This window comes from Pseudoxanthomonas winnipegensis (assembly GCF_030322905.1).
In the GTDB taxonomy this organism is placed as follows: Bacteria; Pseudomonadota; Gammaproteobacteria; order Xanthomonadales; family Xanthomonadaceae; genus Pseudoxanthomonas_A; species Pseudoxanthomonas_A winnipegensis.
Map to the genome: position 1 here is coordinate 4,279,776 of NZ_CP095475.1, position 25,336 is coordinate 4,305,111.

Annotated in this window: 16 protein-coding genes; 2 read left to right on the forward strand and 14 right to left on the reverse strand. The window is 70.7% G+C overall.

Translation table 11 applies throughout. The features are described from left to right. The first annotated feature begins 33 nt into the window (after positions 1-33). Entirely contained in the window at positions 34-759 is a 726-nt protein-coding gene (locus tag MWN52_RS18820; RefSeq protein WP_234852736.1) for a phosphatase PAP2 family protein, read from the forward strand. A 2-nt stretch (positions 760-761) separates the two neighbouring features. Beyond that, positions 762-2,441: a phosphoethanolamine transferase gene (locus tag MWN52_RS18825; protein ID WP_286577801.1), complete on the forward strand. Its 1,680-nt coding sequence runs from the start codon at positions 762-764 to the stop codon at positions 2,439-2,441. Positions 2,442-3,109: 668 nt separating this feature from the next. Here MWN52_RS18825 and zapE read toward each other — a convergent pair. The 14 genes from zapE to MWN52_RS18895 form a co-directional block, all read right to left on the reverse strand. Continuing rightward, positions 3,110-4,198: a cell division protein ZapE gene (gene zapE / locus MWN52_RS18830; RefSeq protein WP_345783521.1), complete on the reverse strand. Its 1,089-nt coding sequence runs from the start codon at positions 4,196-4,198 to the stop codon at positions 3,110-3,112. 11 nt (positions 4,199-4,209) lie between these two features. Beyond that, complete coding sequence (locus tag MWN52_RS18835) at positions 4,210-4,881, reverse strand: alpha/beta hydrolase (RefSeq protein WP_286575859.1); 672 nt, start codon at positions 4,879-4,881, stop codon at positions 4,210-4,212. A 51-nt stretch (positions 4,882-4,932) separates the two neighbouring features. Beyond that, complete coding sequence (locus MWN52_RS18840) at positions 4,933-8,622, reverse strand: ABC transporter permease (RefSeq protein ID WP_131659475.1); 3,690 nt, start codon at positions 8,620-8,622, stop codon at positions 4,933-4,935. A 15-nt stretch (positions 8,623-8,637) separates the two neighbouring features. Beyond that, a complete protein-coding gene (locus tag MWN52_RS18845; protein WP_130524571.1) occupies positions 8,638-9,516 on the reverse strand; it encodes an ABC transporter ATP-binding protein in 879 nt (292 codons plus the stop codon). Between the two features lie 182 nt (positions 9,517-9,698). Beyond that, positions 9,699-10,628 carry a nuclear transport factor 2 family protein gene (locus tag MWN52_RS18850; protein WP_286575860.1) on the reverse strand — a complete coding sequence of 310 codons (930 nt, stop codon included), beginning with the start codon at positions 10,626-10,628 and terminating at the stop codon, positions 9,699-9,701. 118 nt (positions 10,629-10,746) lie between these two features. Further along, positions 10,747-11,544, reverse strand: a complete 798-nt coding sequence (locus MWN52_RS18855) for a hypothetical protein (RefSeq protein WP_286575861.1) — start codon at positions 11,542-11,544, stop codon at positions 10,747-10,749. Then, a complete protein-coding gene (locus MWN52_RS18860) occupies positions 11,541-11,672 on the reverse strand; it encodes a hypothetical protein (protein WP_286575862.1) in 132 nt (43 codons plus the stop codon). Before MWN52_RS18860 ends, MWN52_RS18855 begins: the two co-directional genes overlap by 4 nt. A gap of 69 nt (positions 11,673-11,741) precedes the next feature. Then, complete coding sequence (locus MWN52_RS18865; protein WP_286575863.1) at positions 11,742-12,212, reverse strand: nuclear transport factor 2 family protein; 471 nt, start codon at positions 12,210-12,212, stop codon at positions 11,742-11,744. A gap of 143 nt (positions 12,213-12,355) precedes the next feature. Then, complete coding sequence (locus MWN52_RS18870; protein WP_286575864.1) at positions 12,356-13,891, reverse strand: DUF6065 family protein; 1,536 nt, start codon at positions 13,889-13,891, stop codon at positions 12,356-12,358. A gap of 13 nt (positions 13,892-13,904) precedes the next feature. Further along, positions 13,905-17,669 (reverse strand): autotransporter domain-containing protein, encoded by a 3,765-nt coding sequence (locus tag MWN52_RS18875; RefSeq protein WP_286575865.1) that lies wholly within the window; start codon positions 17,667-17,669, stop codon positions 13,905-13,907. Between the two features lie 845 nt (positions 17,670-18,514). Further along, positions 18,515-19,042: an ECF-type sigma factor gene (locus MWN52_RS18880; RefSeq protein ID WP_130531904.1), complete on the reverse strand. Its 528-nt coding sequence runs from the start codon at positions 19,040-19,042 to the stop codon at positions 18,515-18,517. Positions 19,043-19,083: 41 nt separating this feature from the next. Further along, positions 19,084-21,927 (reverse strand): serine/threonine-protein kinase, encoded by a 2,844-nt coding sequence (locus tag MWN52_RS18885; RefSeq protein ID WP_286575866.1) that lies wholly within the window; start codon positions 21,925-21,927, stop codon positions 19,084-19,086. A gap of 154 nt (positions 21,928-22,081) precedes the next feature. Continuing rightward, positions 22,082-23,743 (reverse strand): MFS transporter, encoded by a 1,662-nt coding sequence (locus MWN52_RS18890; RefSeq protein WP_130520707.1) that lies wholly within the window; start codon positions 23,741-23,743, stop codon positions 22,082-22,084. Between the two features lie 123 nt (positions 23,744-23,866). Continuing rightward, complete coding sequence (locus MWN52_RS18895) at positions 23,867-25,294, reverse strand: hypothetical protein (protein WP_286575867.1); 1,428 nt, start codon at positions 25,292-25,294, stop codon at positions 23,867-23,869. Positions 25,295-25,336 lie beyond the last annotated feature (42 nt).

Here is a 25,336-nt window from a genome sequence, read left to right on the forward strand (position 1 = left end):
TCGCCACCGCTTCCCTCGTCTCGCGCGCTCTCCATGCAGATGCCTGCCGTTTTCCGCCCGCGCGCGTCGTTGGCCGCCCGCTTCCATCCCGATCTGCTGCTGTGGGGCCCGCTGTGTGCGGCGGCCGTGGCCATCGCCCTGCTGCAGGGCGCCGGCGGCGATCTGTGGCTGGCCGACCATGTCTATGCGTGGGAAGGCGGGCACTGGGCCCTGCAGCACGCCTGGGCGACCGAGACCCTGGTCCACCAGTGGGGCAAGCGCGCCGACGTGGTGATCTGGCTGACGCTGGCGGCGCTGCGCATCGTGCTGGCGCGCGAGCCCTCGACCCGCGCCTGGTGGCGGCCGCTGGACTACCTGCTGATCGCCTCGGTGGCCGGGCCGCTGCTGGTGTCGTGGATGAAGTCCTGGACCGACGTGGACTGCCCCTGGGACCTGGCCCGCTACGGCGGCAAGCATGTCTACGTAGAGCTGTTCCAGTCGCGCCCGGCCGGCTATGGCCCGGGCCAGTGCTTCCCGGCCGGCCACGCCAGCGCCGCCTACGGCTGGGTGGCGCTGTTCTTCGGCCTGGGCGCGGTGCAGCCGCGCTGGGGCCGGATCGGGCTGGTCGCCGCGCTCTGCGCGGGCCTGCTGTTCGGGCTGAGCCAGCAGCTGCGCGGGGCGCACTTCGCCTCGCACGACATCGCCGCCGTGGCGGTGTGCTGGACGGCGTCGTGGCTGCTGGCGCGGCTGATGCTGCCGCGCGCGGACGCGCCGGCGTGAGCATGGAGGTGCCGCTGGACGCGCGACGCGGCCGCCTGCGCCTGCCGGCCTGGCTGACCCAGCGCCCGCTGCTGTCCAGCGATGCGCTGGTGGTGCTGGCCAGCCTGTACTTCGCCTGCTTCAGCAACGCCCGCTTCTGGTCGGCGGCGATCACCTCGCCCACGCAGCAGTGGCCGATGGCGCTGGCGCTGCTGGTGCTGCTGGTCGGCCTGCACGTGCTGCTGCTGGGCCTGCTGCTGACCCGCCGCACCGCGCAGCCGCTGCTGACGGTGATCGTGCTGGTCACCGCGGCCGCCTCGCACTTCATGGTGAAGTTCGGCCTGTACCTGGACGCGGACATGATCCGCAACGTGCTGGCCACCGACCGGCGCGAGTCGTCCGAGCTACTCACCCCGTCCCTGCTGCCGCCGCTGCTGCTGGCCCTGATCCCGGTGCTGCTGCTGTGGCGGGTGCGCGTACGCCAGCGCCCGCTCAAGGTCGCCGTGCTGCGCCGCGGCGCGCTGCTGGGCGGCGCGGCGCTGGCCTGCGTGCTGGCGGCCGTGGCCGCCTACCAGCCGCTGTCGGCGCTGATGCGCAACCAGCACGACCTGCGCTACCTGGCCGCGCCGGGCAACTGGATGATCTCGCTGGCGCGCGTGACCCTGGCCGGTCCGCCCGGCGACAAGAAACCCAAGCAGCCCATCGGCCTGGACGCGGTGCAGCTGCCGCTGCGCCCGGCCGGCGCCAAGCCGCGCCTGCTGGTGCTGGTGGTCGGCGAGACCGCCCGCGCGCAGAACTGGGGCCTCAACGGCTATGCGCGCGACACCACGCCGCAGCTGCGCCAGGCCGGGGTGATCAACTTCCCCAACACCAGCTCCTGCGGCACCGCCACCGAGGTCTCGGTGCCGTGCATGTTCTCGCCCTGGGGCCGGGCCAACTACGACGAGGCCAAGATCCGCGGCCATCAGTCGCTGCTGCACGTGCTGGACCACGCCGGCGTCGGCGTGGTGTGGCGCGACAACCAGGCCGGCTGCAAGGGCGTGTGCGAGGGCCTGCCGTTCCAGTCGGTGACCGAGTCGACCGATCCGGAATTCTGCAACGGCACGCGCTGCTTCGACGGCATCCTGCTCAAGGACCTGGACGGCGCGCTGAAGCTGGCCAAGACCAAGGGCGGCGACCGCGTGCTGGTGCTGCACATGCTGGGCAACCACGGGCCGAGCTACTACGACCGTTATCCGCCCGCCTTCGCCCGCTATGCCCCGGCCTGTCAGCAGGCCGACCTGGGCCGCTGCACGCGCGAGCAGATCGTCAACGCCTACGACAACGCGCTGACCTATACCGACCACGTCCTGGCCAGCGCCATCGCCCAGCTGGCCGCGCGCACCGATGTGGACAGCGCGCTGCTGTACGTCTCCGACCACGGCGAGTCGCTGGGCGAGAAGGGCCTGTTCCTGCACGGCGTGCCCTACGCGATCGCGCCGCGGGAGCAGACCCATGTGCCGATGGTGATGTGGTTCGGCGACGGCTTTGCCCGCGATGAGGGGCTGGACGTGCAGTGCCTGCGCCAGCACGCGGACGCGCCGGCCAGCCACGACAATCTGTTCTCGTCGGTGCTGGGGCTGATGGACGTCAAGACGTCGGTGTACGACCGGTCGCGGGATCTGTTTGCGCCGTGCAGGAGCAAGTCTGTCGCGAGCAAGTAACGCACCGCTCAAGCGGTTGCGGTTGCTGTTGCGGTTGCTTCGGCTGTTGCCGTTGCTTCCCTGTCTGAGCCGTAAAGCGAGCCGAGCATCGCAGGAAGACGGGGCCGAAGAGGCGCCCTGTTTGAGCGAAGCGAGTTTGGGCGCCGTGCCCCGTCTTCCGAGAAGCGCAGGGGACCGCCGCGAAGCGGCGGCTCGCGTCCCGGCGAGAAGCGGTTTTGGCTACTTTTGACAAGACAAAAGTAGCTCGCGCGGCGAAGCCGTGCGAAAGCTTTGCTTTTGCTTTGCTCTAAGAAGCGCCTGCATGGCGTTCAAGTTTTGCTTGCAAATTTAAAGCAAGACTTGCCAGGAGCTGGCGCCGGGACTTGTAGGACGAAAGCAACGCGCCTGCGGCGCGCCAAGTGCAAAGCTTTCGCGCCTGCGGCGCGACTTCCTTTTGTCTTGTCAAAAGGAAGCAAAACCGCTTCTCGCCGGGACGCACGCCGACGCTACGCGTCGGTCCCCTGCGCTCCTCGCAAAGCAGGGCACGGCGCCCAAACTCGCTTCGCTCAAACAGGGCGCCTCTTCGGCCCTGCTTTGCTGCGGTGCTCGGCGTGCTTTACGGCTCAGACAGGGAGGCAACGGCAACAGCCGAAGCAATAGCAACAGCAAAGCCACACGGCACCCAACCCCTACCCGCGATGCGCGGTCGCCAGATACTCGGCGCTCTGCATTTCGATCAGCCGCGAGGCGGTGCGCTCGAACGCCCCCGCCAGGCGCGTGCCCGCATACAGCGAGACCGGCAAGGCCGCCGCGGTGCAGACCAGCTTGACGTGGCGGTCGTAGACCTCGTCGATCAGGTTGACGAAGCGGCGCGCGGCGTCCTCGTTCATGCGGTCGAAGGTCGGGATGCCACCCACCAGCAGGGTCTGGAACTCGGTGGCCAGGGCGATGTAGTCGCTGGCCGCGCGCGGGCCTTCGCACAGCTCGGCGAAGTCGAACCAGGCCAGGTCCTGGCTGCGCCCGCGCATGACCAGCGTGCGGCCGTCGATCCGGATCTCGTCGCGCTGCGCCGGGGCGCCGGCCAGCTCCTGCCAGCGCCCGGCCAGCCAGGCCTCGCTGTCGGCATCCAGCGGCGCGCGATACACCGGCGAGCGGGTCAGCGCGCGCAGCCGGTAGTCCTGCTGGCCTTCGGCGTAGAGCACCACGCAGTGCCGGACTAGCAGGTCGATCGCCGGCAGGAAGCGCTCGCGCTGCAGGCCGTCCTTGTAGAGATTTTCCGGCGCGGTGTTGGAGGTGGTCACCAGGGTCACGCCCTGGGCGAACAGGCGCTCGAGCAGGCGGCCCAGCAGCATCGCATCGCCGATGTCGGTGACGAAGAACTCGTCCAGCACCAGCACGCGCAGGGAATCCTTCCAGTCCTGGGCGATGCGCGCCAGCGGGTCGGCCTGGCCGGCGTGCTCGCGCAGCTTGTCGTGGATATCGCGCATGAAGCGGTGGAAGTGCGTGCGCCGCTTCTGCCGGATCGGCAGGCCTTCGTAGAACAGGTCCACCAGGAAGGTCTTGCCGCGCCCCACCCCGCCCCAGAAGTACAGGCCGCGCACGGCCTGGGGCTTCTTCCAGAACGCCGAGAGCCGGTCCAGGAAGCCGTCCTGCGCCTCGTCGCACAGCTCGGTATGGATGCGGTCCAGCTCGACCAGGGCCGCGTGCTGGGCCGGATCGTCGCTCCACTGCCCGGCCTGGGCGCCCTGCGCGTACCGCTGCGAGGGCAACAGGTCCACCTGCGGAGCGCTCACGCGCCGGCCGCCGGCAGCCAGCCCTTGACCGCGTGCTGGAGGGCGCCGCGCAGGTCGATCAGCTTGCGGTGGAAGAAGTGGCTGGTGTCGGGCATGCGCACCAGCGTGTGCGGGGCGCGCTCACCGATCTCGCCCAGCCAGTCGTACACCGCCTGCGGGTCGACGATCTCATCGTCCTCGCCCTGGATCACCAGCCAGTGCGCCGGCGGATGGATCTCCGAGAAATCCCAGCGCCCGGCCGGCGGCGCGATGGAGATCAGCGCCTTGGGCCGCAGCGCGCCGGCGGCCTTCAGCGAGACATAGGCGCCGAAGCTGAAGCCCACCAGCCACAGCGCCGCGCGCGGGCGCATCACCCGCACCCACTCGACCACCGCGGCCAGGTCGTCCTGCTCGCCCTGGCCATCGTCGAAGCTGCCTTCCGAGGCGCCGACGCCGCGGAAGTTGAAGCGCACCGTCGGCACGCCCAGCTCGCGCAGGGCGCGCGCGGCCATGGTCACGACCTTGTTGTGCAGGCTGCCGCCCTCGGTGGACAGCGGATGGCAGACCACGGCCACGACCGGCAGCTGGGCCGAGTCGGGCGCGGGGAAGTCGACGGCCACCTCCAGCGCGCCGGCCGGGCCGGCCAGCTGCAGGACGGTGTCCTGGGTGGGGAATTCGGGCAGGGACATGCGCCCATGATACCGCCGCGCCGCAGCATGGCCGCGGCACGGCGCTCGCCGCTACTGCAGCGAGACGTCCACCAGGTTGTCCTCGGCGATGCGGTCGACCAGCTTGTTGTACGGATCGATGCCGGCGCGCGTGGGCAGGCGGTCCACGGTGAAGGTGAAGTCGCGCTGGCCCGCGCCCAGGCGCACGCGCTGCACGGCCAGCGGCTTCTCCTTGCCGGCCGCACCCTCGAACACGCCGACCTCGACCAGGTCGTCCATCGGCGCCGGCGTCTCGTTGCCGTCGCCGTCGGCCTGGGCCTTGCCGGCCTGCACCTGCAGGGTCACCTGGTAGCGGCCGTCGGCCAGCTTGCGCGCCGTGGCCGAGCGGGCGCGGTTGTCGTAGAGCACGATCCGCTCGAAGCTGTCCCCGATGAAGGACTGCAGGTCCGCCGGCGCCTGCGCGCGCAGCGCGGCCACGAACTCGCGCGTGTCCGGGTAGCTGCCGTCGCGCCCGTCGGCCGGGTCGGCGTTGGCGTAGCGACGGCGCAGCAGCAGGTCGCGCAGCGCCGCGTTGACCTTGTCCTCGCCCATGTAGTCGGCCAGGGTGTACATCAGCAGGCCGCCCTTGTTGTACCAGACGTAGGGCTCGTTCTGGACCAGCACCAGCGGCCGCTCGCGACGCAGTTCGCGGGTGCGCCCGCGCAGGTAGCCGTCCAGCTCGGTCCGCAGCACCTTGCGCATGTAGTCCGGGCCGTACTGGTGCTTGAGCGCCATCAGCGCCGAGTACTCGGCCAGGGTCTCGGACATCATGTTCGAGCCCTCCACGTTGCCGCCGATCAGCTGATGGCCCCACCACTGATGGCCCAGCTCGTGGGTGGTGATGAAGTAGGCGAAGTCCACGTCGTCGTCCTTGCGCCGGCGCTGGATGAAGCCCAGCGCCTCGGAGAACGGCACAGTGTTGGGGAAGGACTGGGCGAAGCTGCGATAGCGCGGATACTCCAGGATGCGGTACTGGCGGAACTGGAACGGGCTGAAGTGCGCCTCGTTATAGGCCATCCCCGCACGCGAGGACGCCAGCAGGGTGCCGATGTTCCAGGCGTGGCCCGGATGGTAATAGACCTCCAGGTTGATCGGCCCTTCCTTGCCGGGGTAGACCTCCTTGTGCACCGCATAGCGCCCGGAGACGAAGGCGAAGAAGTTCTGCATGGGCTGCTGGCCCATGCTGTACTCGAAGTACTGGCGGCCGTCCTTGCGCCACTGCTTCTGCAAATAGCCCGGCGCCAGCGCGGTCTGGTCGCCGCTGGTGCCCACCACCGTGTGGAAGCTGATCCAGTCGGCGTTGGGACTGAACAGGTTGACCTTGGACTGCACCGGATCGCCGCGCTTGGCCATCTCCTGCTGCGGGCCCAGGCCCTGCTCGCGGCGGCGGCGCGGATCGTCCAGCTCGTTGCCGGGCTGGTAGCCCAGGATCGGGAAGAACTCCAGGTCGAAGAACGTGCCGTTGTAGGCGAACTTGCCGCCGGCATCGCCGCCGGAGAAGTCGGCGACCTTGCCGTCGGTGAAGCCGGGGCTGTCGTGGCCGACCTTGAAGTGCAGGGTCATCGTCTGGCCCGGCTGCAGCGGCGCGTCCAGTGCGTAGATCACGTACAGCCCGCGCGGCGCGCGGCTGACCAGGTGGGCGGGACGGTCGAAGGACAGCGCGCGCAGCGACTGGTTGATGTCGGTGAAATGCAGCTGGGTCACCGGCACGCTGCCGCGGTTCTGCAAGGTGTAGGTGCCGGTGGCCTCGAAAGCGCGCCGCTCCGGATAGATCTCCACCGTGGTGTCCACGGCCGTGACCTTGGGCTGCGGCAGGTCCTGGTAGCGTTTGAACCGGCGCTCGTAGTCGGCCTGGATGGCGCGCCGGTCCTTGCTGCTGAGGAACTCGTTGAGCACGTGGGTGTTGTAGTAGTACCAGCCGCCGGCCGCGGCGGCCACGCACAGGCAGGCCAGGGTCGCCGGCAGCCAGCCGGACGGGCGCCGCAGCGCCGCGCCGATGCGGCGGCGCAGGCCGGTCTCGGCACCGCGCCGGGCCAGGGCCATGGACAGCACGCCCAGCGCGGCGAAGATCGCCAGCCAGTACAGGATCGACCAGAACAGCGCCGGCACGTAGTGCCCATAGCCGTTCATGTCCGAATAGGTGAAGCCCGGCGTCGCGCCCGGCAGATACAGCGTGTTCTCCAGGCCGAAGTTGTACAGGATCGGCACGATCACCCACAGGCCGATCACGATGGCGTGGCCCAGGAACTTGTTGGGCACCACCGTCTGCACGAACAGCGCCAGCATCGAGAAGCCCACCAGCTGCGGCAGGACCAGCACGAACAGCTCCTTGAAGTACAGCAGCGGCTCGTAGTGGTAGTAGCCCAGCACCGTCTGCATCAGCACGCCGCCGAGCATGGACAGCAGCAGCATCACGACCTGCGCGGCGGTGAGGGCGAGCAGCTTGGAGGCCGCGTCGGGCAGCGGGCGCAGCGGCAGCGCGTCGAAGATGCCGTCGAAGCGCACGTCGCGCTCGCGCCAGACCAGCTCGCCGGCATACAGCGCGGTGACGATGACCAGGAACAGGTAGGCGTTGCCTTCCACCGATTCGAGCATCAGATAGGTCACCGGCCACACGTCGGTGCCGCTCATGCGCCCGGCGTAGTAGCCGTTGTTGACGATGAAGGCGAACAGCACGCCGCACAGCGCCCAGAACGGCACCGCCTTGAGGATGGCGCGCGTGCGCAGCGACGCCAGTGCGAGGAACTGGCGCCAGCGCGTGGCCGGATCGTGGCGCGGATGCACCTGCGGCAGCCGGGTGGCGATCTGCGTGCGCACCGGCGCGCCCTGCGCCTGTTCCAAGGTGCGCAGCTTGGCCGCGCGGCGTCCCTGCGAACGCGCGCCCAGCGCCTCCACCGACATCGGGAACAGCAGCGCCAGCGCCGCCAGCACCAGCGCGCCGAAGCCGATCCACAGCAGGCGGTTGTAGAGGAACACGCCCGGCGCGTAGCCGCTGGTGGTGTCCATCGGGAACAGCCAGCTGTTGCGTTCCACCACCGACCAGTAGCCGCTGACCACGCGCGCCAGCTGCAGGCCGATGGGGTCCAGGATGCCCGACCAGAAGTGCTCGGTGGAACGCGTGGCCGAGAAGGCGGTGAGGCCGATCAGGTACAGCACGAACAGCGCCACGCCCTGCACGTACACCACGAACAGGCTGCGGGTCAGCGCCGCCACGGCGAAGAACAGCGCGCCGATGAAGAACACCTGCACCACCACGATGGTGAAGAACGGCTGCAGGTACCAGACCAGATGGTTCGGCCCGATGCGCGCATGGTCGGCCCACGGCGCGTAGGTGCCCAGCCAGGCCCCGACCAGCAGGCCGGAGAAGGCGAACAGGGTGACCAGCATCGAGCCCGACCAGCGCCCGCCCAGATACGACAGCCGCGACACCGGCTTGGTGAACAGCAGCTGGAAGGTGTCGCGCTGGAAGTCGCGCAGGATCGAGGTGCCGAAGATCGCGGCCATCACGATCATGCCGAACATGCACGCGCCGAACATGTTGTAGCCCATCGCCCAGGGCCCGTTGAGCATCACCTTGCCGCTCTGGCTGGACACCGGCCCGAAGTTCTCCGAGGCCACGCACAGGAACGCGAATGCCGCCCACATGAAGAAGTACACGTAGGTGGACGGACTCTTGAAGCGCAGCTTCAGCTCGAAGCGCAGGAACTCGAGGAACTGGTGCATGGCGCGCCCCCCTGCTCAGGCGCGCCCGGCGGCGAGCCGGGTGAAGTACACGTCCTCCAGGCCGGCGCCGGCGGGCACGAAGCCCTCGCCCGGCGCCTGCGCGGCCAGCACGCGCACCTCGTGGCGGCCGCCGACCAGATGGGTGCTGATGAGCGTCATGTCGGCCTCGATGGCGCGCAGCTCCGCGTCGCTGTCCACCAGCTTGGACCACACCTGGCCGTCCAGCGCGCCGATGGCCTCGTTGGGCGCGCCCTCCAGCAGCACCTGGCCGCCGGCGATGATGGCCATGCGCGGGCACAGCTCGCGCACGTCATCGACGATGTGGGTGGACAGGATGACCGTGACGTCGCGGCCGATGCCGGCCAGCAGGTTGAGGAAGCGATTGCGCTCGGCCGGGTCCAGGCCGGCGGTGGGCTCGTCGACGATCACCAGCCGCGGGTTGGCCAGCAGCGCCTGGGCGATGCCGAAGCGCTGCTTCATGCCGCCCGAATAGGTGGCGATGGCCTTCTTGCGCGCGTTCCACAGGTTGGTCTGGTTGAGCAGCGCCTCGATCATCTCGCGCCGCTCGCCCTTGTGGGTCACGCCCTTGAGCACGGCCAGGTGCTCGAGCATGTCCAGCGCCGAGACCTTGGGATAGACGCCGAATTCCTGCGGCAGATAGCCCAGCACGCGGCGGATGCGGTCCTTCTCGCGGACCACGTCCACGCCGTCCAGGGTGATGCTGCCGGCGTCCGGATCCTGCAGGGTGGCAATGGTGCGCATCAGCGAACTCTTGCCCGCGCCGTTGGGCCCCAGCAGGCCGAACATGTGGTTGCCGATGGTCAGCGACAGGTCCTTCAGGGCCTGCACACCGTTGGGATAGGTCTTGGACAGTCCTTCGATGACAAGCGCCATGCACGGATCCTTTGAGGACGTACGGGAGAAGGGGGGGGATACCAAAACCGATACTGACCGCACCGCGGTCCGCCGCGAATGCCCGGACGTCATCATGACGAAAGATCTAGGCGGCCACGGACAGCCGTCCGACGAACGGCCGCCATGCCCGCATGCAGTCGCGGCGGCAGCGGCGCCGGCGCTCACTTCGGCGCCGGGCTTTCCTTGGTGAGCTGCCCGGCGGCGATGCGCCAGCCCTCGGCGGTCTGGACGGCCACCAGCAGCAGGGCGCGCTCGATGCCGGCGATCGGCTGGCCCTGCGCGTCGAGGAACTTGACCCGGAAGAAGAGCGTGGCCACGCCCGGTTTGGGGATGCGCACGGTGCTGGGGCCGAACGGCGCGATCGTCGTCTTGCCGGCCCAGGACGCATGCGCGGCGGCCAGGTCCTGGACGATGGCCGCGCGCCCCTCGTCGCGCACTTCGGCGATCGGCACCCAGACCGCCTGTTCGGTGAAGAGCCGTTCGAAGCCTTGCGCCTGGTGCGCATTCCAGGCGTCGACGAACGCCGCGACCAGCGCCTCCGGACCGGGCGCCGCGGCCTCACTGTCCGGGCCCGCGCCGGCGGGCGGTGGCGCGTCGATACCCAGGATCGTCGCCTGGCGCAGCACCAGCACCCAGCGCGCGCCGTCCTGCTTCCAGACATCGGTGAAACGCCTGCGGACCTGCTGGCCGGCGTTCGGCGCATCGCCCTTGGGCACGACACGCTCCTCACCCATCAGGACCACGGCGTCGTCGAGCCTGCCCGCGTACTCGATGCTGCGCGCATACCGGCTGTAACCGATCAGCCCGTTGCGGTTGCGACGCCCGACCGCGTCGCGCACGGCCACGCCGTTCTGCGGAGTGTTGACCACCAGGCCCTGGCCCAGTCCCGCGGCGAAGGCGGCGTGGTCGTCGCGGATCAAGGCCGCGTCCATCGCATCGACGGCGGCCAGCGCCGGCGCGATGCGCGGGTCGGCCGCCGCGGCGGTGACGCTGTCGTTGGCGGCCTTCCATTTCGCCGAGGCGGGGGCGCAGCAGGCGATCAGCAGCAATGCCAGGAAGCGGGCGGTGCGCGAGGGAAGCGGCAGCGTCATGTGCGTTTTCCTTTGGAGTCGTCAGTGGAGGCAGCGTCGGTCCGGCATGTCTCTTCGCCTGGATGAGTGCGTGGCGTCGGAGGACGCGCACGCCGGGTTGGCAGCCGACGCATCGAGGTCAGGAAGGCGGCTGGGCCCAGGCCGCGAGCCGCTGTGCGAGCGTGGTCGCGGTGACGGCCTCGGCGAGCGGCCCCATCGCGCACAGCAGCGCACCGCCGATGACGGTCACGGCGAAGACGCGCCTGCGGGTGGCCAGGTCGAAGACGAACAGCGCGGCGATCGCGGCCAGCGGCACCAGGCCGATGAGCGCCGGATGCTGGACCATCACCGGGAACGTCAGCGCCGGGTGCTCCACCACGGGGAAGGCCATCCGGAACAGCGCCGGCGGCAGCAGCGCGGCATTGGCGATGAGCATCGCGCGCTTGTGCACGATGCGGTCGTTGCGCCTGTAGACCGCGAGTGCGACGAAGGCGCCGAAGAACAGCAGCTCGATGAGATTGCCGATCAGGAAGGACGCCGGGCTGCCCAGCGCCGGCGGCAGCGCCAGCCCGCGCGCCAGCGTCCCGAACGTGGTGAGGACGCCAAGCACCACCATCGCCCCGGCGATGAGCGCGCCGGCCAGGCCGAGCCTGCGGTGGAGCCGCAGCTGCCCGGTCGCCACCAGCGCGGGCTGCACCACCACCAGCACCATCCAGGACGAGAACACGAGCCCATGCGCGTGCACGAGCACGCTGGGCTGATGCGAGAGCGCCGCGCCGCGCAGGAAGTAGCTCGAAGCGAACCCCAGGAAGACGATCGTCAGCATGGCCAGCGACATGACGGTGAAGAACACATCGTCCGCGCGCCTGCGGGGAGCCGGCGCCGGGCGCGACGTCGCGTCCATGCCGGCCGGGTGTGTCGGCGAGGGGCTGCTCATCCTCGCTCCGTCGTGCCTCCGACACCGCTGCGCGCCGGTCCACCTGGGTGGCCCATCGACGCGCCTGGCGCGCCCTTGTCCGCACCGCCCGCTCCCGCGATCAGCAGCAACACCAGCAGCAGGGTCATCGTCGATCTCCTGTCAGGACATCCTTGGTCGCTTGGACGTCACGCGCCGCCGGCGCGCGGCGCCAGGGCTCAGTAGTGCTTGACCGCCGGGTCGTAGATCGTGGCCTGGCGTGCGATCAGCACCCAGGCCCCGTCGGTGTACTGCCAGACGTTGGTGGCGCGCCGGTGCAGCAGCTGGCCCTTCTCCGGCCCGAAGGTCGGGGTGTAGGTGTCCTCGCCCATCGACACGGCGACGTTGCCGTAGAACTCGGCGCGCTCGAGCTTGAAGGTGTAGCCCTGCTCGTAGTCGAGCATCCCCGCCTTGATCGCGCCGAAGACCTGGTCGCGCGTCAGGACCGAGTTGTCCGGCGAATTGACCAGCAGCTTGGGCGACCAGAGCTTGCTCAGCGCGGCCAGGTCGTGGGCGGCGATGGCGCGCCCCACCGCCTCGGCCGCCTGCGGCAGCTGCTGCCTCGCGCGGGCGTCGAGCTCCTGCGCCTGGGCGAACGCGCATGGGGCGAACAACGCCAGCAGCAAGGTCAGCTTCAAGGTCCTGGACATGGGAATTCCTTCATGGGTGGATGGACGGATGCGCGATCTGCGCGAGGGCAGACGGAGCGCGGCGGGGCCGCGGCCGGCCGTGTGCGGGCCGGTCTGCCCTCTGTTACGCCGAACGGCGCGCCGGCCCGCCATCGCCGCGGCGCTCATGGCGGGTTGGGCCAGTGGAAGTCCTCGCGCGTCACCGACACGCTGAAGTCCATCGCCGCGCCCTGGCGCCACCAGCCGAACGGGACGAACAGCGCATCGCCCGGCTGCAGCAGCACCGCATGCAGTTCCAGCCCGCGCAGCTGCGGCTGGCGCTCGTGCAGGTCCGGCGCGGTCAGGTCGCCCAGCGCGCCAGCCTGGGCCAGCGGCTGCAGGCGCGCCGCCTCGCCCGGCGGCGCCAGCCACAGGCGGCGCTGGCCGTGCAGCTGCAGCAGCAGGCGGTTGCAGGGTTCGGGCGCGGCCAGGGTGCCGCTGCCGGCCGCCTCCAGCCACAGCCGGCCCGGGTCGTGACCGCGCAGCAGGCGCATCAGGTGGCCCAGGCGCGGGGCCAGGTCTGGCAGCGTCTCCAGCGCGCCGGTCAGGCGCGGCTGAAGGCCGGGCGCGTCCACGGGCCGCAGCGCCTGCTGCACGAACCGGCCCAGCGTGCTGGCCTGGCCGTGGGCATCGACCAGCGGCGCGTCGCCGTGGGTCGAGACCAGGGCCTGCGGCGCCCAGCGTCCCAGGGCTTCCTCGATCTCCCCGGCCAGCAGCACCGGCCAGTTGGCGGCGTAGTACTCGTCCAGGAACACGCCGGCGGTCAGGCCGCCACGGCGCGGCACGCAGCGGTTGCGCGCCGACAGCGCGCGCAGCCGCTGCAGGCGGACGAGCACCTCGCTCGCCTCCGGCGATGGCGGCAGGGCCGGGACCGCCGCGCGCGCATGCGGGCAGGCCGCTGCCGGCGCGTCTGCCGGCGGCGGCGTGGCGCCCTCGAAGCCCGGCAGGCGCAGCTTGCTGCGGTGATCGGCCGCCCCGGGCGCGCCGTCGGCATCGGTACCGCGGAAATAGAACTTCTGCCACTTCGCGCCCGGTGCGGCCTGCGGCGTGGCGGCGACCTGCGCCTGGAACGCATCGCGCGCCCGGCTCCACTGCTCGAAGCGGCGCTTGAGCTCGGGCGCCTCGTCGATCGGCGCGATGCGCGGCACCACCGCGTCGAGCAGGTCGCGCGGCAGCGGGAACAGAAAAGCCAGCGGCTCGTTCTCCTCGAAGCGCACCACGTGCCCGGCGCGGGTGAAGCGCCAGTTCATGGTGAAGGTGTACGGCGCCCAGTCGGTCTCGATGATCCCGCCCAGCGCGGCCACGCCGTCCTTGGCCAGGTTGGGCGACCCGCCCACCCACAGGTTGTGCCCGGGCGAGGTGCGGAACAGCCCGGGCACATGGAAGGTGAAGGTGCCCTGCCCGAACAGCGCCACCGGCGCGTCCTGCGCCGGCGTGCCCGGATCGGCCTGGATGCGCACGTCCTGCGGCAGCGGCCCGCCGTTCCAGTGCGCCTGGAAGCCGCACGGGCTGAGCAGCTCCCAGCCGTGCGCATTGGCGATGCCCAGCGGCAGGCAGCGGTAGGCGAAGCTCTCCGGGCTGGCGTCCATCCAGGCGCGCCGCGGGCTGGCCGCACGCAGCCGCGGCTTCCAGCCCGGATAGACGTAGCAGGTCAGCTCCATCGCGGCGCTGGCCTCAGAACGTCGCGCGCAGGCTCAGCGTGCCCTGCTGATCGCTCCAGCCGTCGGCCCATTGCCCGCGCCAGGCCAGCGACAGCGTCCACGGCCCGCGATGCCCGGTCAGCGCCGCGCCGGCTTCGCCGACATCGCGCGCGATGCCATCGCGGTTGCCGTCGAACAGCGTGCCGTCGGCGGCGGTGAGCGCGTAGCGCTGGCCCTGCGCGGCCTGCGCGCGGCGATAGCCCACGTGCAGCTCCGGCGTCCAGCGCACCCCGCTGGCCTGATCGAAGCTGCGCGACAGCCCCAGCGCGGCGTACGGCGACACCAGGGTCTCGCGCCGGGCCTGTCCGCCGACCTTGAACGCATCGGGCACATCGCCGGTCTCGACGAAGGCCTCGCCGGTCAGGCGCGTGGCCACCACGCCGGCCACCGGCGTCAGCTGCGCCTGGCCGACGTCCAGCGGCAGCGCCAGCTGCAGCGCCGCGGTGGCCGCGTCCGTGCCGCGGCTGGAGAAGGCCAGGCCGATGCCGGTCTGGCGCCAGGCGTGCTCGCGCGCATGGGCATAGCCCAGCATCGCCGACACGCCCAGCGGCCCGATCAGCTGCGAGCCGTACACGGCCACGCGCGTGACATCGCTGCGGCCGCGGCTGCCCATCTGGTCATGCAGCCAGGCGTTGTCCGTGCCGACCGCCAGGCCCAGCCGCGTGCCCTGGCCGAGCGTCCAGTCGGTGCCCACCTGCGTGGCGGTGGAGCGCGCGCCGAAGCCGACCTGATCGCTCGCCCCTTCGACATCCAGATCCTGGTAGCGCAGCTGCACCCAACCACGCGCCGCCGGGTCGAGGCCGGCATCGCGGTTGAACAAGGTATTGCCGTCGCCCTCGGCCCGCATGCGTGCCAGCAGGCCCATCGCATCGGCCTGGCTGGACAGCGCCAGCGCGGTGGCCTGACGACTGAACAGCTCACCATCGTTGGGCGCGATGCGCACCGGCGCGGTGGGGGTTGGTGTCGGGGTTGGTGTCGGGGTTGGTGTCGGGGTTGGTGTCGGTGTCGGTGTCGGTGTCGGTGTCGGTGTCGGGGTTGGGGTTGGGGTTGGGGTGGGAGTAGGTGTTGGAGTGGGCGTGGGGGTTGGTGTTGGGGTGGGAGTCGGCGTCGGCGTCGGTGTCGGTGTCGGTGTCGGTGTGGGCGTTGGGGTCGGCGTCGGCGTGCCCAGCGTCAGATAGGCATTGTTGGCGTCGTAGCTGACCGAGATCGGGAAGTCCGCCGGCGGCGTGGTGCCGGCCGCATTGGTGAGGGTGGCGAAGCTGCCGCTGACGCCGCCGTTGGCGTTGACGAAGCTGCGCGAGGCGCTGCTGTAGGTGCCCGGCGCCCAGGCGAAGGCCACCGCGCCGGCCAGCGTGGCCGCGCCGCCGGTGACCTTGAGCTGGTCGATCGCGTCGGGCGTCACGCCGACGACGAGGGTGCCGCTGGCGGCCTGCGCATAACGGCCCAGCACCTCCAGGCTGTTGCCTGGCGCGCCGGACTGGCTCAGGTCCAGGGTGCCGGCGTTGTTGAAGACGAACTGCCAGCTGCTCACGCCAAGCGTCTGGCCCGCGCCTACGGTGAGGCTGGAGCTGGCGTCGACGTTGAAGCTTGCATCGGTCTGGCCGTAGGAGGCAGCGAGGGACAGCCTGTCGCCGGTCAGGACCGCGGCGCTGCCGTTGCTCAGGCTGATCGTGCGCCAGTTGAATCCGAGATTGATGCCCTGGGACGGATCATTGGTGCTGAAGCTGCCGCCTCTGAACTGCAGGCCGTCCAGGCTGAGCGTGCTTTCGCCGAAGTCGTTGCTGAGCCGGGTCAGCCCGGCGTGGTCGGCCGCGCTCAGCCCGCTCACGCGGATGTTGCCCGAGCCGATCGCGATGCCGCCGGTCACCGAACCGCCGGTCCAGTTCACCGTGGTGTCCGAACCCATGATGTAGCCGGAGACGATGTCGCCCCGCACGCTGCCGCCGCGCAGGTCCAGGACGTTGCTGTTGCTGAGCACGATCGCGGCACCGCCCGCACCGTCGATGCTGCCGGTGTTGTCGAGCACCAGCGCGCGCCCGCTGCCCGCGCTGATGCCGCCAACCAGGCTGCCGGCGTTGGTCAGCGTCAGGGTGCTGGGCAGCAAGGTGCCCTGGTCGAAGATCGAGAAGGTCCCGACGTTGGTGACGCCGGTGCCGGTGATGCTGCCGCCCTGCGCCACATCGATGCTGGCGTTGCCGCCGTAGAACAGGTGGACGCCACTGCCCCCCTGGACGCTGCCGGCCACGGCGATGCGCAGGCTCGGATCGATGCCGGCCGCGCCGGTGGCATCGCGGTAGCCGCTGCTGAAGTCGATGCCGTAGTTGCGGCCGCTCAGGCTGCCGTTGACCTGCACGACCGCCGTGCGATCGGCGGTGCTGGTCCCGCTGGTGGGCGGCGCCTGTTCCAGGTTCACGGCGCTGCCGTTGGCCGAGCTCAGCGTGCCGTCCAGCTGCAGGCGCGTGGTGCCGTTGAAGTTGCGCACCGACAGCGCATTGCCCTGGCCGCTGATGCTGGCCGCGCCCGTCACTTCGACATCGGCGCCGCCGACGCCGGAGTTCCACACCGCCACCGTGTCGGTCACGCCGGTGGGGTTGCTGCTGCCGCGGGTCACCGCGCCGGCGAGCGTGACCGCGGTCCTGCCGGTGGTGCCCTGGTTCCAGGCGTAGACCGCCGTGGCGCCGGGCGTGCTGACATCGCGCAGCTGCAGGATCAGGTCGCGGCCGCTGGCGGCGTTGTGGGCATTGACCGCGGCGTCGGTGCCGAAGGTGGCGGTGCTGCCCGAGCGACTGACCGGCCCGGTGGCGATCACGCTCAGCGAGCCGGTACCGCTGTTGTCCGCATTGATGGCGCGCGCGCCTGCATCCACCCCGGCGGTGCGGATGGTCAGATCGCCCGTGCTCGCACTGCCCAGCGACGCGTTGACGCCGACGCTGGCGGCGCCGTTGCCGGTCACCTGGCCGTCGGCCGTGATCGAGATCCCGCCGCGTGCGGCGTAGGCCTGGATGCCGGTGTAGCCGCTCACCGTCGAGGCGGCGGCGATCACGATGTCGCCATTGGTCGTGGCGGCGTTGATGCCGCGGCCCCCGCCGACGCCGCTGACGGCGCCCTGGGTCGTCACACTGACCGGACCGCCGGCATTGATGGAGACGGCCTCGCCGCCATTGCTGGGCGCCATCGACACCGTGCCGCGGGTGATGACCGAGACCGGGGCGCTGGGGGCCGACACCAGGATGCCGTAAGCGTAGCTGTAGCCCTGTCCATCGCCGCCGGTCACGCTGCCCAGATCCAGGCTCACCTGTCCGGCATGGCTGGTCTCCAGCGAGAGGCCGAACCCATGCACCGCGGCGATGCTGCCGTTGCTGACCAGCGACAGCGGCACGTCGCCCTGATCCGGGTCGTAGCCGTTGTAGCGGAAGTAGATGCCCGCGCCGCCCCGGATCGAGGACTGATTGGCATCGGTGAAGCCGCCGGCGCCGTTGATCGTCAGTGCGGTGCCGCTGTTGCCGGTGTCCACGCCGAAGCCGGCGGCCGTGCTGGCGGTGGTGACGGTGGGGCTGAAGACGATGGTCTGCCCGCTGGTGTTGGCGCTGGCGGGGCCGTCGCAGATCCAGGTCTGCGGCGTCAGGTCGGTGCGCAGGACGCAGGCGGCCTGGGCGGCCTGTTGGCTGGCCAGCACGGCCAGGATGGAAACGCTCAGTGCGGCATAGCGCGGCACGGCCTTGCGCCGGATCGAATTCATGTCTGCTCCATGGCGGGACGAGGAAGCCGCCGCCCCGGTACCGGGACGGCGGCGCGGGCCCGCCTCGCACGGACTCGCAGTCCTCTGTTACGCCGCATGGGGGCGGGGGCCGCCACGCGTGGAGCGTTTTTGTTCTTCTTGTGTTCGATGGGTCGCGGCGTGGGGGCGATGCGTCCTTGCGGAAGGCTGAGAACAGCATCGGACCGACGCTTGTAGAGCGGAGCTCGCTCCGCTGAGGCCTTCCCGATGATCCGGTCGAAAGGCAGCGGAGCAAGCTCCGCTCTACAAGGAGGGCGCGGCGTGGTTCGGGGCGGCACGCCGGTGCGATGTGTCCTTGCCGAATGCCAGAGGGCAGCATCGGACCGACGCCTGTAGAGCGGAGCTCGCTCCGCTGGGGCGTTCCCGATGATCCGGTCGAAAGGCAGCGGAGCAAGCTCCGCTCTACAAGCAGGGCGCGACGTGGCGCGGGGCGGCACGCCGGTGCGATGTGTCCTTGCCGAATGCGAAGGGCAGCATCGGACCGACGCTTGTAGAGCGGAGCTCGCTCCGCTGGGGCGTTCCCGATGATCTGGTCGAAAGGCAGCGGAGCAAGCTCGCGCTCTACAAGGAGGGCGCGGCGTGGCGCGGGGCGGCACGCCGGTGCGATGCGTCCTTGCCAAATGCGAAAGGGCAGCATCGGACCGACGCCTGTAGAGCGGAGCTCGCTCCGCTGGGGCGTTCCCGATGCTCTGGTCGAAAGGCAGCGGAGCAAGCTCCGCTCTACAAGGAGGGCGCGGCGTGGTCGACTGCGGCGAAGAACCAAGGCTTTGACGGAGCGCTGGACGGGCCCCGTCCGGGCGCCTGGCTCAGGTGCCCAGCGCTTCGTACAGCAAGGCCTTGGCGATGGCCCAGTCGCGCTGCACGGTGCGCTCGGAAACGCCCAGGGCCAGGGCGGTCTCGGCGTCGGAATAGCCGGCGAAGTAGCGGCATTCGACGAGGCGTGCCAGGCGCGGCTGCTGGCGCTCCAGTTCGGCCAGGGCCTCGTCGAGGGCGACGATGCGCTCGTCGCTCTCGGCCAGCACCTCGACGGTGTCGATGTCCAGCAGCGCGCGGCCCGGGTCGCGCTTGTGGCGCAGGCGCGCGCGGGCGTGGCTCACCAGCACCTGGCGCATGGCCAGGGCGGCGGTGTTGAGGAAATGGGCCTGGCCTTCGAAGACGCCGTGGCGGCTCAGCTTGAGGTAGGCCTCGTGCACCAGCGCGGTGGTCTCCAGCGTGGCCGCGCGCGGGAAGGCCCGGCCGCGCTCGCGACGGGCCAGGCGCTTGAGGTCGGCATAGAACATGCGCGCCAGATCATCGACCAGGGACGCATCTGGCTGGGGGGGGACGGAAGCCATGGCGGCTAGATTCTGCCCCACGCCGCGCGCGCCGGGGTGACTCACCCTTGCAGCGCCAGGCGCGTGCCCTTGGCGGGCGCGCCCGATTTGCGCTGCGCCTGGGCCAGCAGCTGCTGCGCCTGGGCGATGCGCGGGCTCTGCGGCAGGTCCAGGGTGCGGCGCAGCGTCAGCGAGGCATCCAGCAGGCGCGCGGCGCCGACGGCATCGCCCTGGGCCAGCGCGGCGCGGCCTTCGAGCAACTGGCCGTCGGCGATCATCGAGCGCAGGAACGGCGCCAGCGCACTGGTGCGGGCCGCTTCGGTCGCGGCGTGGGCGCGCGTCGCGGCGCCAGCGGCATCGCCGCTGGCCAGGGCCAGCTCGGCCTCGGCCAGCGCGCGCTGCAGGCGGCGGGTCTGCGCCTTGGGGCCATCGCCACTGGGCGGCTTGAGCCTGGCGTACCCGGCCTGCGCCTGGGCCAACTGGCCCTGCGCCAGCAGCGCGCGCACGCGCAGCAGCATGTTGAAGTCGTTAGGGCCGGGCGTGCCGAGCGCGTCCATCAGCCGGTCGCATTCGTCCAGCCGCTGGCGGGCCTCGTCGTAGCGACCCAGCTCGACCAGCGCCTCGGCCTCCCGCTGCAGGTTGCTGGTCAGCACGGTACCGCCCGGATCGGCCTGCCGCGCCAGGCGCACGGCCTGCCGCGCATCGATCAGCGCCGCCGCCGGATCGCCGGCACGCACCTTGGCCCGGCTGCTGGTGGACAGGGTCTGGATGGCGAGGAACAAGGCCTCGGGGCCTGTGTCCTGGCGCGGCGCGGCCGCCCGGGCCAGCGCGGCTTCGACTAGGCCTTCGCGGGCACGATCGGCATTGACCAGCGCCACGGCCAGGGTGGCGCGGGCGCGCACCAGGGCCAGATCGTTCTCCGCGGTCGAGCCTTCAGCGCGCTGGATGCCGCGGCGCAGATCGGCCTCGGCGGCGGCGTGCTCGTAGGCGTAGCTCTCGGTTTCGCCCAGCTGGATGTAGTAGCCGGCCAGGGCGGGGTTGGGATCGCCGTCGGCCTGGATGGAGACCTGCACCGAGCGCCGCAGTACCGGGACGGCCTCGGCGGTCTTGCCGCGGTAAGCGGTGGCGACGCCCTGCAGCTGCAGCGCGCGGGCCAGCTCGGACGAAGGCGGATACGCCGACAGGACCGCCGCCGCCTGGGTCGCATCGTCCAGAGCGCGACCCGGATCGTTGGTGTAGTTGTTCGCGGCCGAGGCGATCAGCAGCCTGCCACGCAGCTGCGAGCGCGTGTCGCCCTGGCGGTCGAGGATGGCACGGGCCTGGGCGAGCAGGGCTTCGGCCTGGTCGTGATCGCTGAAGCTGATCCGCGCCTGCGCGATCAAGTCGCTGGCCAGTTCGACCGAATCGGGCCCGTAGAGCTGGTGGCTCAGTGCGACGGCCTGCTGGCGCATCGGCAGCTGCTCGGCGCTCAGCGCGAACTCGTCGTACAGGTTGCCGAACAGGCGCAGCAGCGCCAGCTTGTTCTCCGGCGCCTGGGCCAGCTCGGACTGGATGCGCGCCGCGCCGATGTCCAGCAGCTCGCGCGCGGTGGTCTGGCGCGCGCGCACCGGGTCGGCCTGGCGGCTAGTGTTGGTGCGGAACAGATCGACCATGAAGGCCTGCATGGCCGCGGCCCGCTGCGCCTCGCGCTCGGTGCGGCGCTCCTGCCAGGCCAGCGTCACCAAGCCGGTGCCCAGCGCCAGGAAGGCCACGCCCACCAACGCCAGTCCGCGCCAGTGCCGGCGCACGTAGCGGCGCGCCTGGTAGCTGCGCGCGCCAGCGCGTGCCAGCACCGGGCGGTGTTCCAGATGGCGGCGGATGTCCTCGGCCAGGGCGCGCGCGTCGGGATAGCGCTGCTCGGCCGCAGGCCGCATCGCGCGAGCGACGATGGCATCCAGGTCGCCGCGCAGCGCGCGGGCCGGGATGAGGCCGTCGGCGGCCACGGCACGGCTGGGCGGCGGCGGTTCGGCCGCGGCCAGGCGCCGCACCGCGGTGGCCAGCGCGCTGCCCTGCAGGGCCCAGGGCAGGCGGCCGGCGAGCAGTTCGTACAGGGTCACGCCCAGGGCGTAGACGTCGGTGGCGGTGCCGACCAGGCCGCCGTCGAGCTGCTCGGGCGCGGCGTAGGACGGGGACAGCTGCAGCGTGCGCGTGGTGCTGGCCGCCGCGCCCCCCGGCGCGTCCTCGAGCAGCCGGGCCAAGCCGAAATCCAGCAGCCGCGCCTGGCCGTCGTCGGTGACCAGGATGTTGGCAGGCTTGATGTCGCGATGGACGACCAGCCGGGTATGCGCGTAGGCCACCGCATCGCAGACCTGCAGGAACAGCGCCAGGCGCTCGGCCACGCCGCTGTGGCGCGCCTGGCACCAGCTGACCAGATCCTGGCCCTGCACGTACTCCATCGCCATCCAGGCCAGGCCCTCGTCGGTCACCCCGCCGTCGTAGAGCCGGGCGATGCCCGGGTGCACGAGCGAGGCCAGGATGTCGCGCTCGGCCGACAGCCGGCCCTGCAGCGGATCGGGCATCTGCGCGATCAGCTTGATCGCCACCTGCTGGCGGAAGCCGCCGGCGATGCGCTCGGCCAACCAGACCTGGGCCATACCGCCGGCGCCGAGCCAGCGCAACAGCCGGTAGGGCCCAACCACGCGGCCGGGCGTGCGCGGTTCGTCCTCCTGGGAAGCGCCTTCGCCGAACGGAGACCGGTCCAGGAAGCCGTCATCGCCCTCGGCCAGGGCCAGCAGCCGCTGCAGGCGTTCGAGCAGATCCGGCCGCCCCTCGCAGGCGCGCGCCAGCGCCGCCTGGCGCTGCGCCGGCGGCAAGGCCAACAGCTGCTCCAGCAGGGCGTGCACGCCCTGCCCGTCGCTCTGCGTCATCGGAAGGTTCCAGGCCAGTCCCCCTGCCCCGCGCCGGAGCATAGCGCGGCGCGGCGCGGCCAGGCCCCGCAAACAGCGACGCCGGCCCCCCACGGACCGGCGTCGGTGTGGGCCGGCGTGATTCGCCCCGGCCCTTGGCGCCCCTCCCAGGGATTTATTTCGTGATATCCACGTCCTTGGTCTCGCGCAGGAAGATCGCGCCGATCACCAGGGTCATCAGCGCGACGCCGATCGGATACCACAGGCCGTAGTACATGTTGCCGGTGGCCGCGACCAGGCCGAAGGAGATGGTCGGCAGGAAGCCGCCGAACCAGCCGTTGCCGATGTGATAAGGCAGCGACATGGAGGTGTAGCGGATGCGGGTCGGGAACAGCTCGACCAGCCAGGCCGCGATCGGCGCATAGACCATGGTCACGAACAGCGCCAGCACGAACAGCACCGCGATCACCATCGGCTTGTTGATGCGCGCCGGGTCGGCCTTCTCCGGATAGCCGGCGCCGGTCAGCGCGCCCTTGAGCTGCTTGCCGAAGGCATCGGCCTTGGCCTTGCCTTCTTCCTTGGACAGCCCGCTGCCTTCGTAGGAATTGATCTGGTTGCTGCCCACGTTGACCGTGGCGATGGTGCCCGGCGGGGCGGCCTTGACGGTGTAGGGCACACCGGCCTTGGTCAGCGCGGTGGCGACGATGTCGCAGGAGCTGGTGAAGGTCTTCTTGCCGACCGGGTCGAACTGGAAGCTGCAGGTGTCCGGATCGGCGTTGATCACCACCGGCGCACTGGTGCGCGCCTCCTCGATGGCCGGGTTGGCGTAGTGGGTCAGCGCCTTGAACATCGGGATGTACAGCAGCGCGGCCAGCAGGCAGCCGCCCAGCACGATGACCTTGCGGCCGATGCGGTCGGACAGCCAGCCGAAGAACAGGAAGAACGGCGTGGCCAGCGCCAGCGCGCCGGCGATCAGCAGCGCGCCGGTGGTGGCATCCACCTTGAGCGCCTGGGTCAGGAAGAACAGCGCGTAGAACTGGCCGCCGTACCACACCACGGCCTGGCCGGCGGTGGCGCCCAGCAGCACCAGCAGCATCAGCTTGAAGTTGCCGCCCTTGAGGCTGTCGCGGAACGGGGTCTTGGAGCCCTTGCCCTCGGCCTTCATCTGCTGGAACAGCGGCGACTCGCTCAGCTGCATGCGGATCCACACCGACACGCCCAGCAGGATGATCGAGACCAGGAACGGGATGCGCCAGCCCCAAGCCTCGAAGGCCTCGTTGCCCAGCGCGCTGCGGCAGGCCAGGATGATCAGCAGCGACAGGAACAGGCCGATGGTCGCGGTGCACTGGATGAAGCTGGTGTAGAAGCCGCGCTTGTTGGCCGGCGCGTGCTCGGCCACGTAGGTCGCCGCACCGCCGTACTCGCCGCCCATCGCCAGGCCCTGGGCCAGGCGCAGGCAGATCAGGATCACCGGCGCGGCCACGCCGATGGTGGCGTACGAGGGCAGCACGCCCACCAGGAAGGTGGACAGGCCCATGATCAGGATGGTCACCAGGAAGGTGTACTTGCGACCGATGCGATCGCCCAGGCTGCCGAAGAAGGCCGCGCCGAAGGGCCGCACGAAGAAGCCGGCGGCGAAGGCCAGCAGCGCGAAGATGAAGGCCGTGGTCTCGTTGACGCCGCTGAAGAACTGCTTGGCGATGATCGCCGCCAGCGAACCGTACAGGAAGAAGTCGTACCACTCGAACACGGTGCCCAGGGACGAAGCGAGGATGACCCGCTTGTGACCCTGGGTGAGTCCGGCCGGCTGGCCGGCGGTGACGTTGACGCTGGACATGGGAGCTTTCCCTCGAAGCTGGATGCCGTGGTGCTGGCGTGGATGTCAGTTGGCCATGGAGCAGCCGTGGGTCTCGCGCCGGAAGGCGAGCCCTTCCGGCACGGGGCAGGCAGGTACAGCGCCCTAGAAGGTGTACTGGGCGCTGACGCTGACCTGGTTGCCGCTTTCGGTGGTGGTGTTGGCGGTGGTGCCGACGGTGTGCTCGAGCTTGTCGTGCATCGCCTCCAGGCCCAGCTTGTAGGGACCGTTGGCGTAGATCAGGTTGAGCGCGGTCTGGCGGTTATTGAGCAGGCCCACGGCCGTGCCGCGCCAGCGCAGCACGTCGTCCTTGTCGGGGTTGTCCACCGCGTAGAAGGCGTTGAGGCTCCAGTTCTTGTTGAAGCTGTAGCCCACCTGCGCATAGCCGCCGGTTTCGGAGATGTCGCCGAACTGGGAGAGCGCGCCGAAGTTCTGGCCCATGCCGTTGCCGGTGAAGGCGAACGCCTTGATGTTCCAGTTGCCCGGCTTGACCATGCCGCCCACTTCGAAGGCGGTGCTCTTGATGTCCGAACGGATCGGCGTGGGCGTGGTGCCGTCGACGCCGCTCAGGTCGATCTTGGAGTAGTGCCCGGCGGCATAGGCCACCCAGTTGCTGCCGGCCACGCGCACGCGCGCCTCGACCTGCGGGTTGAAGCCGGCGTTGCCGCCGGTGAGATAGTTGGTGGTGCTGCCCGGGCCGGACCAGTTGCCGCTGAAGGCGCCCACGTCCAGGCGCCACTTGGGGCCATCCGAACCGTGGTTGAGGTCCTGCATGACCACCACGCCCGGATAGCGCCAGCCGATCATGCCGGTGCCGAAGCCGAGCGGGAAGGCCACGTGGGCGACCGAGTCGGGCACGTTGTCCAGCGGGAACATCAGCGTCCACTGCTGGCCCACGCGCACCTTGGTGCCGGTGGCGGCATTGTCCATGTCCAGGTAGGCCTGGCGCAGGCGCGGGACCGGCTGCTGGCCGCTGTAGGCGCCGGTGCCGTTGTTGCCGCCGAAGAAATCCATCTCCAGGCGCGCGCCGCCGGTCCAGTGCTCGCCCATCTTGGCGCCGGTGATGTCCACCCAGAAGCGGGTGTTGCGGATGTCCACGCCGCTCAGGTCGCCCTTGCCGCCGGGTGTGGGCCACTCGGCGTTCTGGCCGTTGCCGAAGTTGAACGGCCGCGACTGCTGGAAGGCCGTGGCGTTGACGAAGCCGTGGAAGGCCACCGACATGCCCGGCGCGGTCGTGAACTGCGGCGCGGCCGGCTTGGCGGCGGCGGTGGCCTTGACCTCATCCAATTGGGTCTTGGTGTCGGCCACCTGGGTCTGGGTCTGGCTGACCTGGCTCTGGGTCTGCACGACCTGCGCCTGGGTCTGCTGCTGCGCCGACAGCAGCTGCTGCACCTGCGCCTCGAGCTGGGCGACGCGCGCCTCGAGCGCCTTCTCCTTCTTCGACTGCGCCAGGGCCACGCCCGGCGCCATCAAGGCCACGATCATGGCGAGCGCCAATGGGCGACGCGCCATCGTTGCGATGCGTGTGGTCATGCTCCCCTCTCCCAAGAGTCCGGTGATTCACCGCGGCGCGCC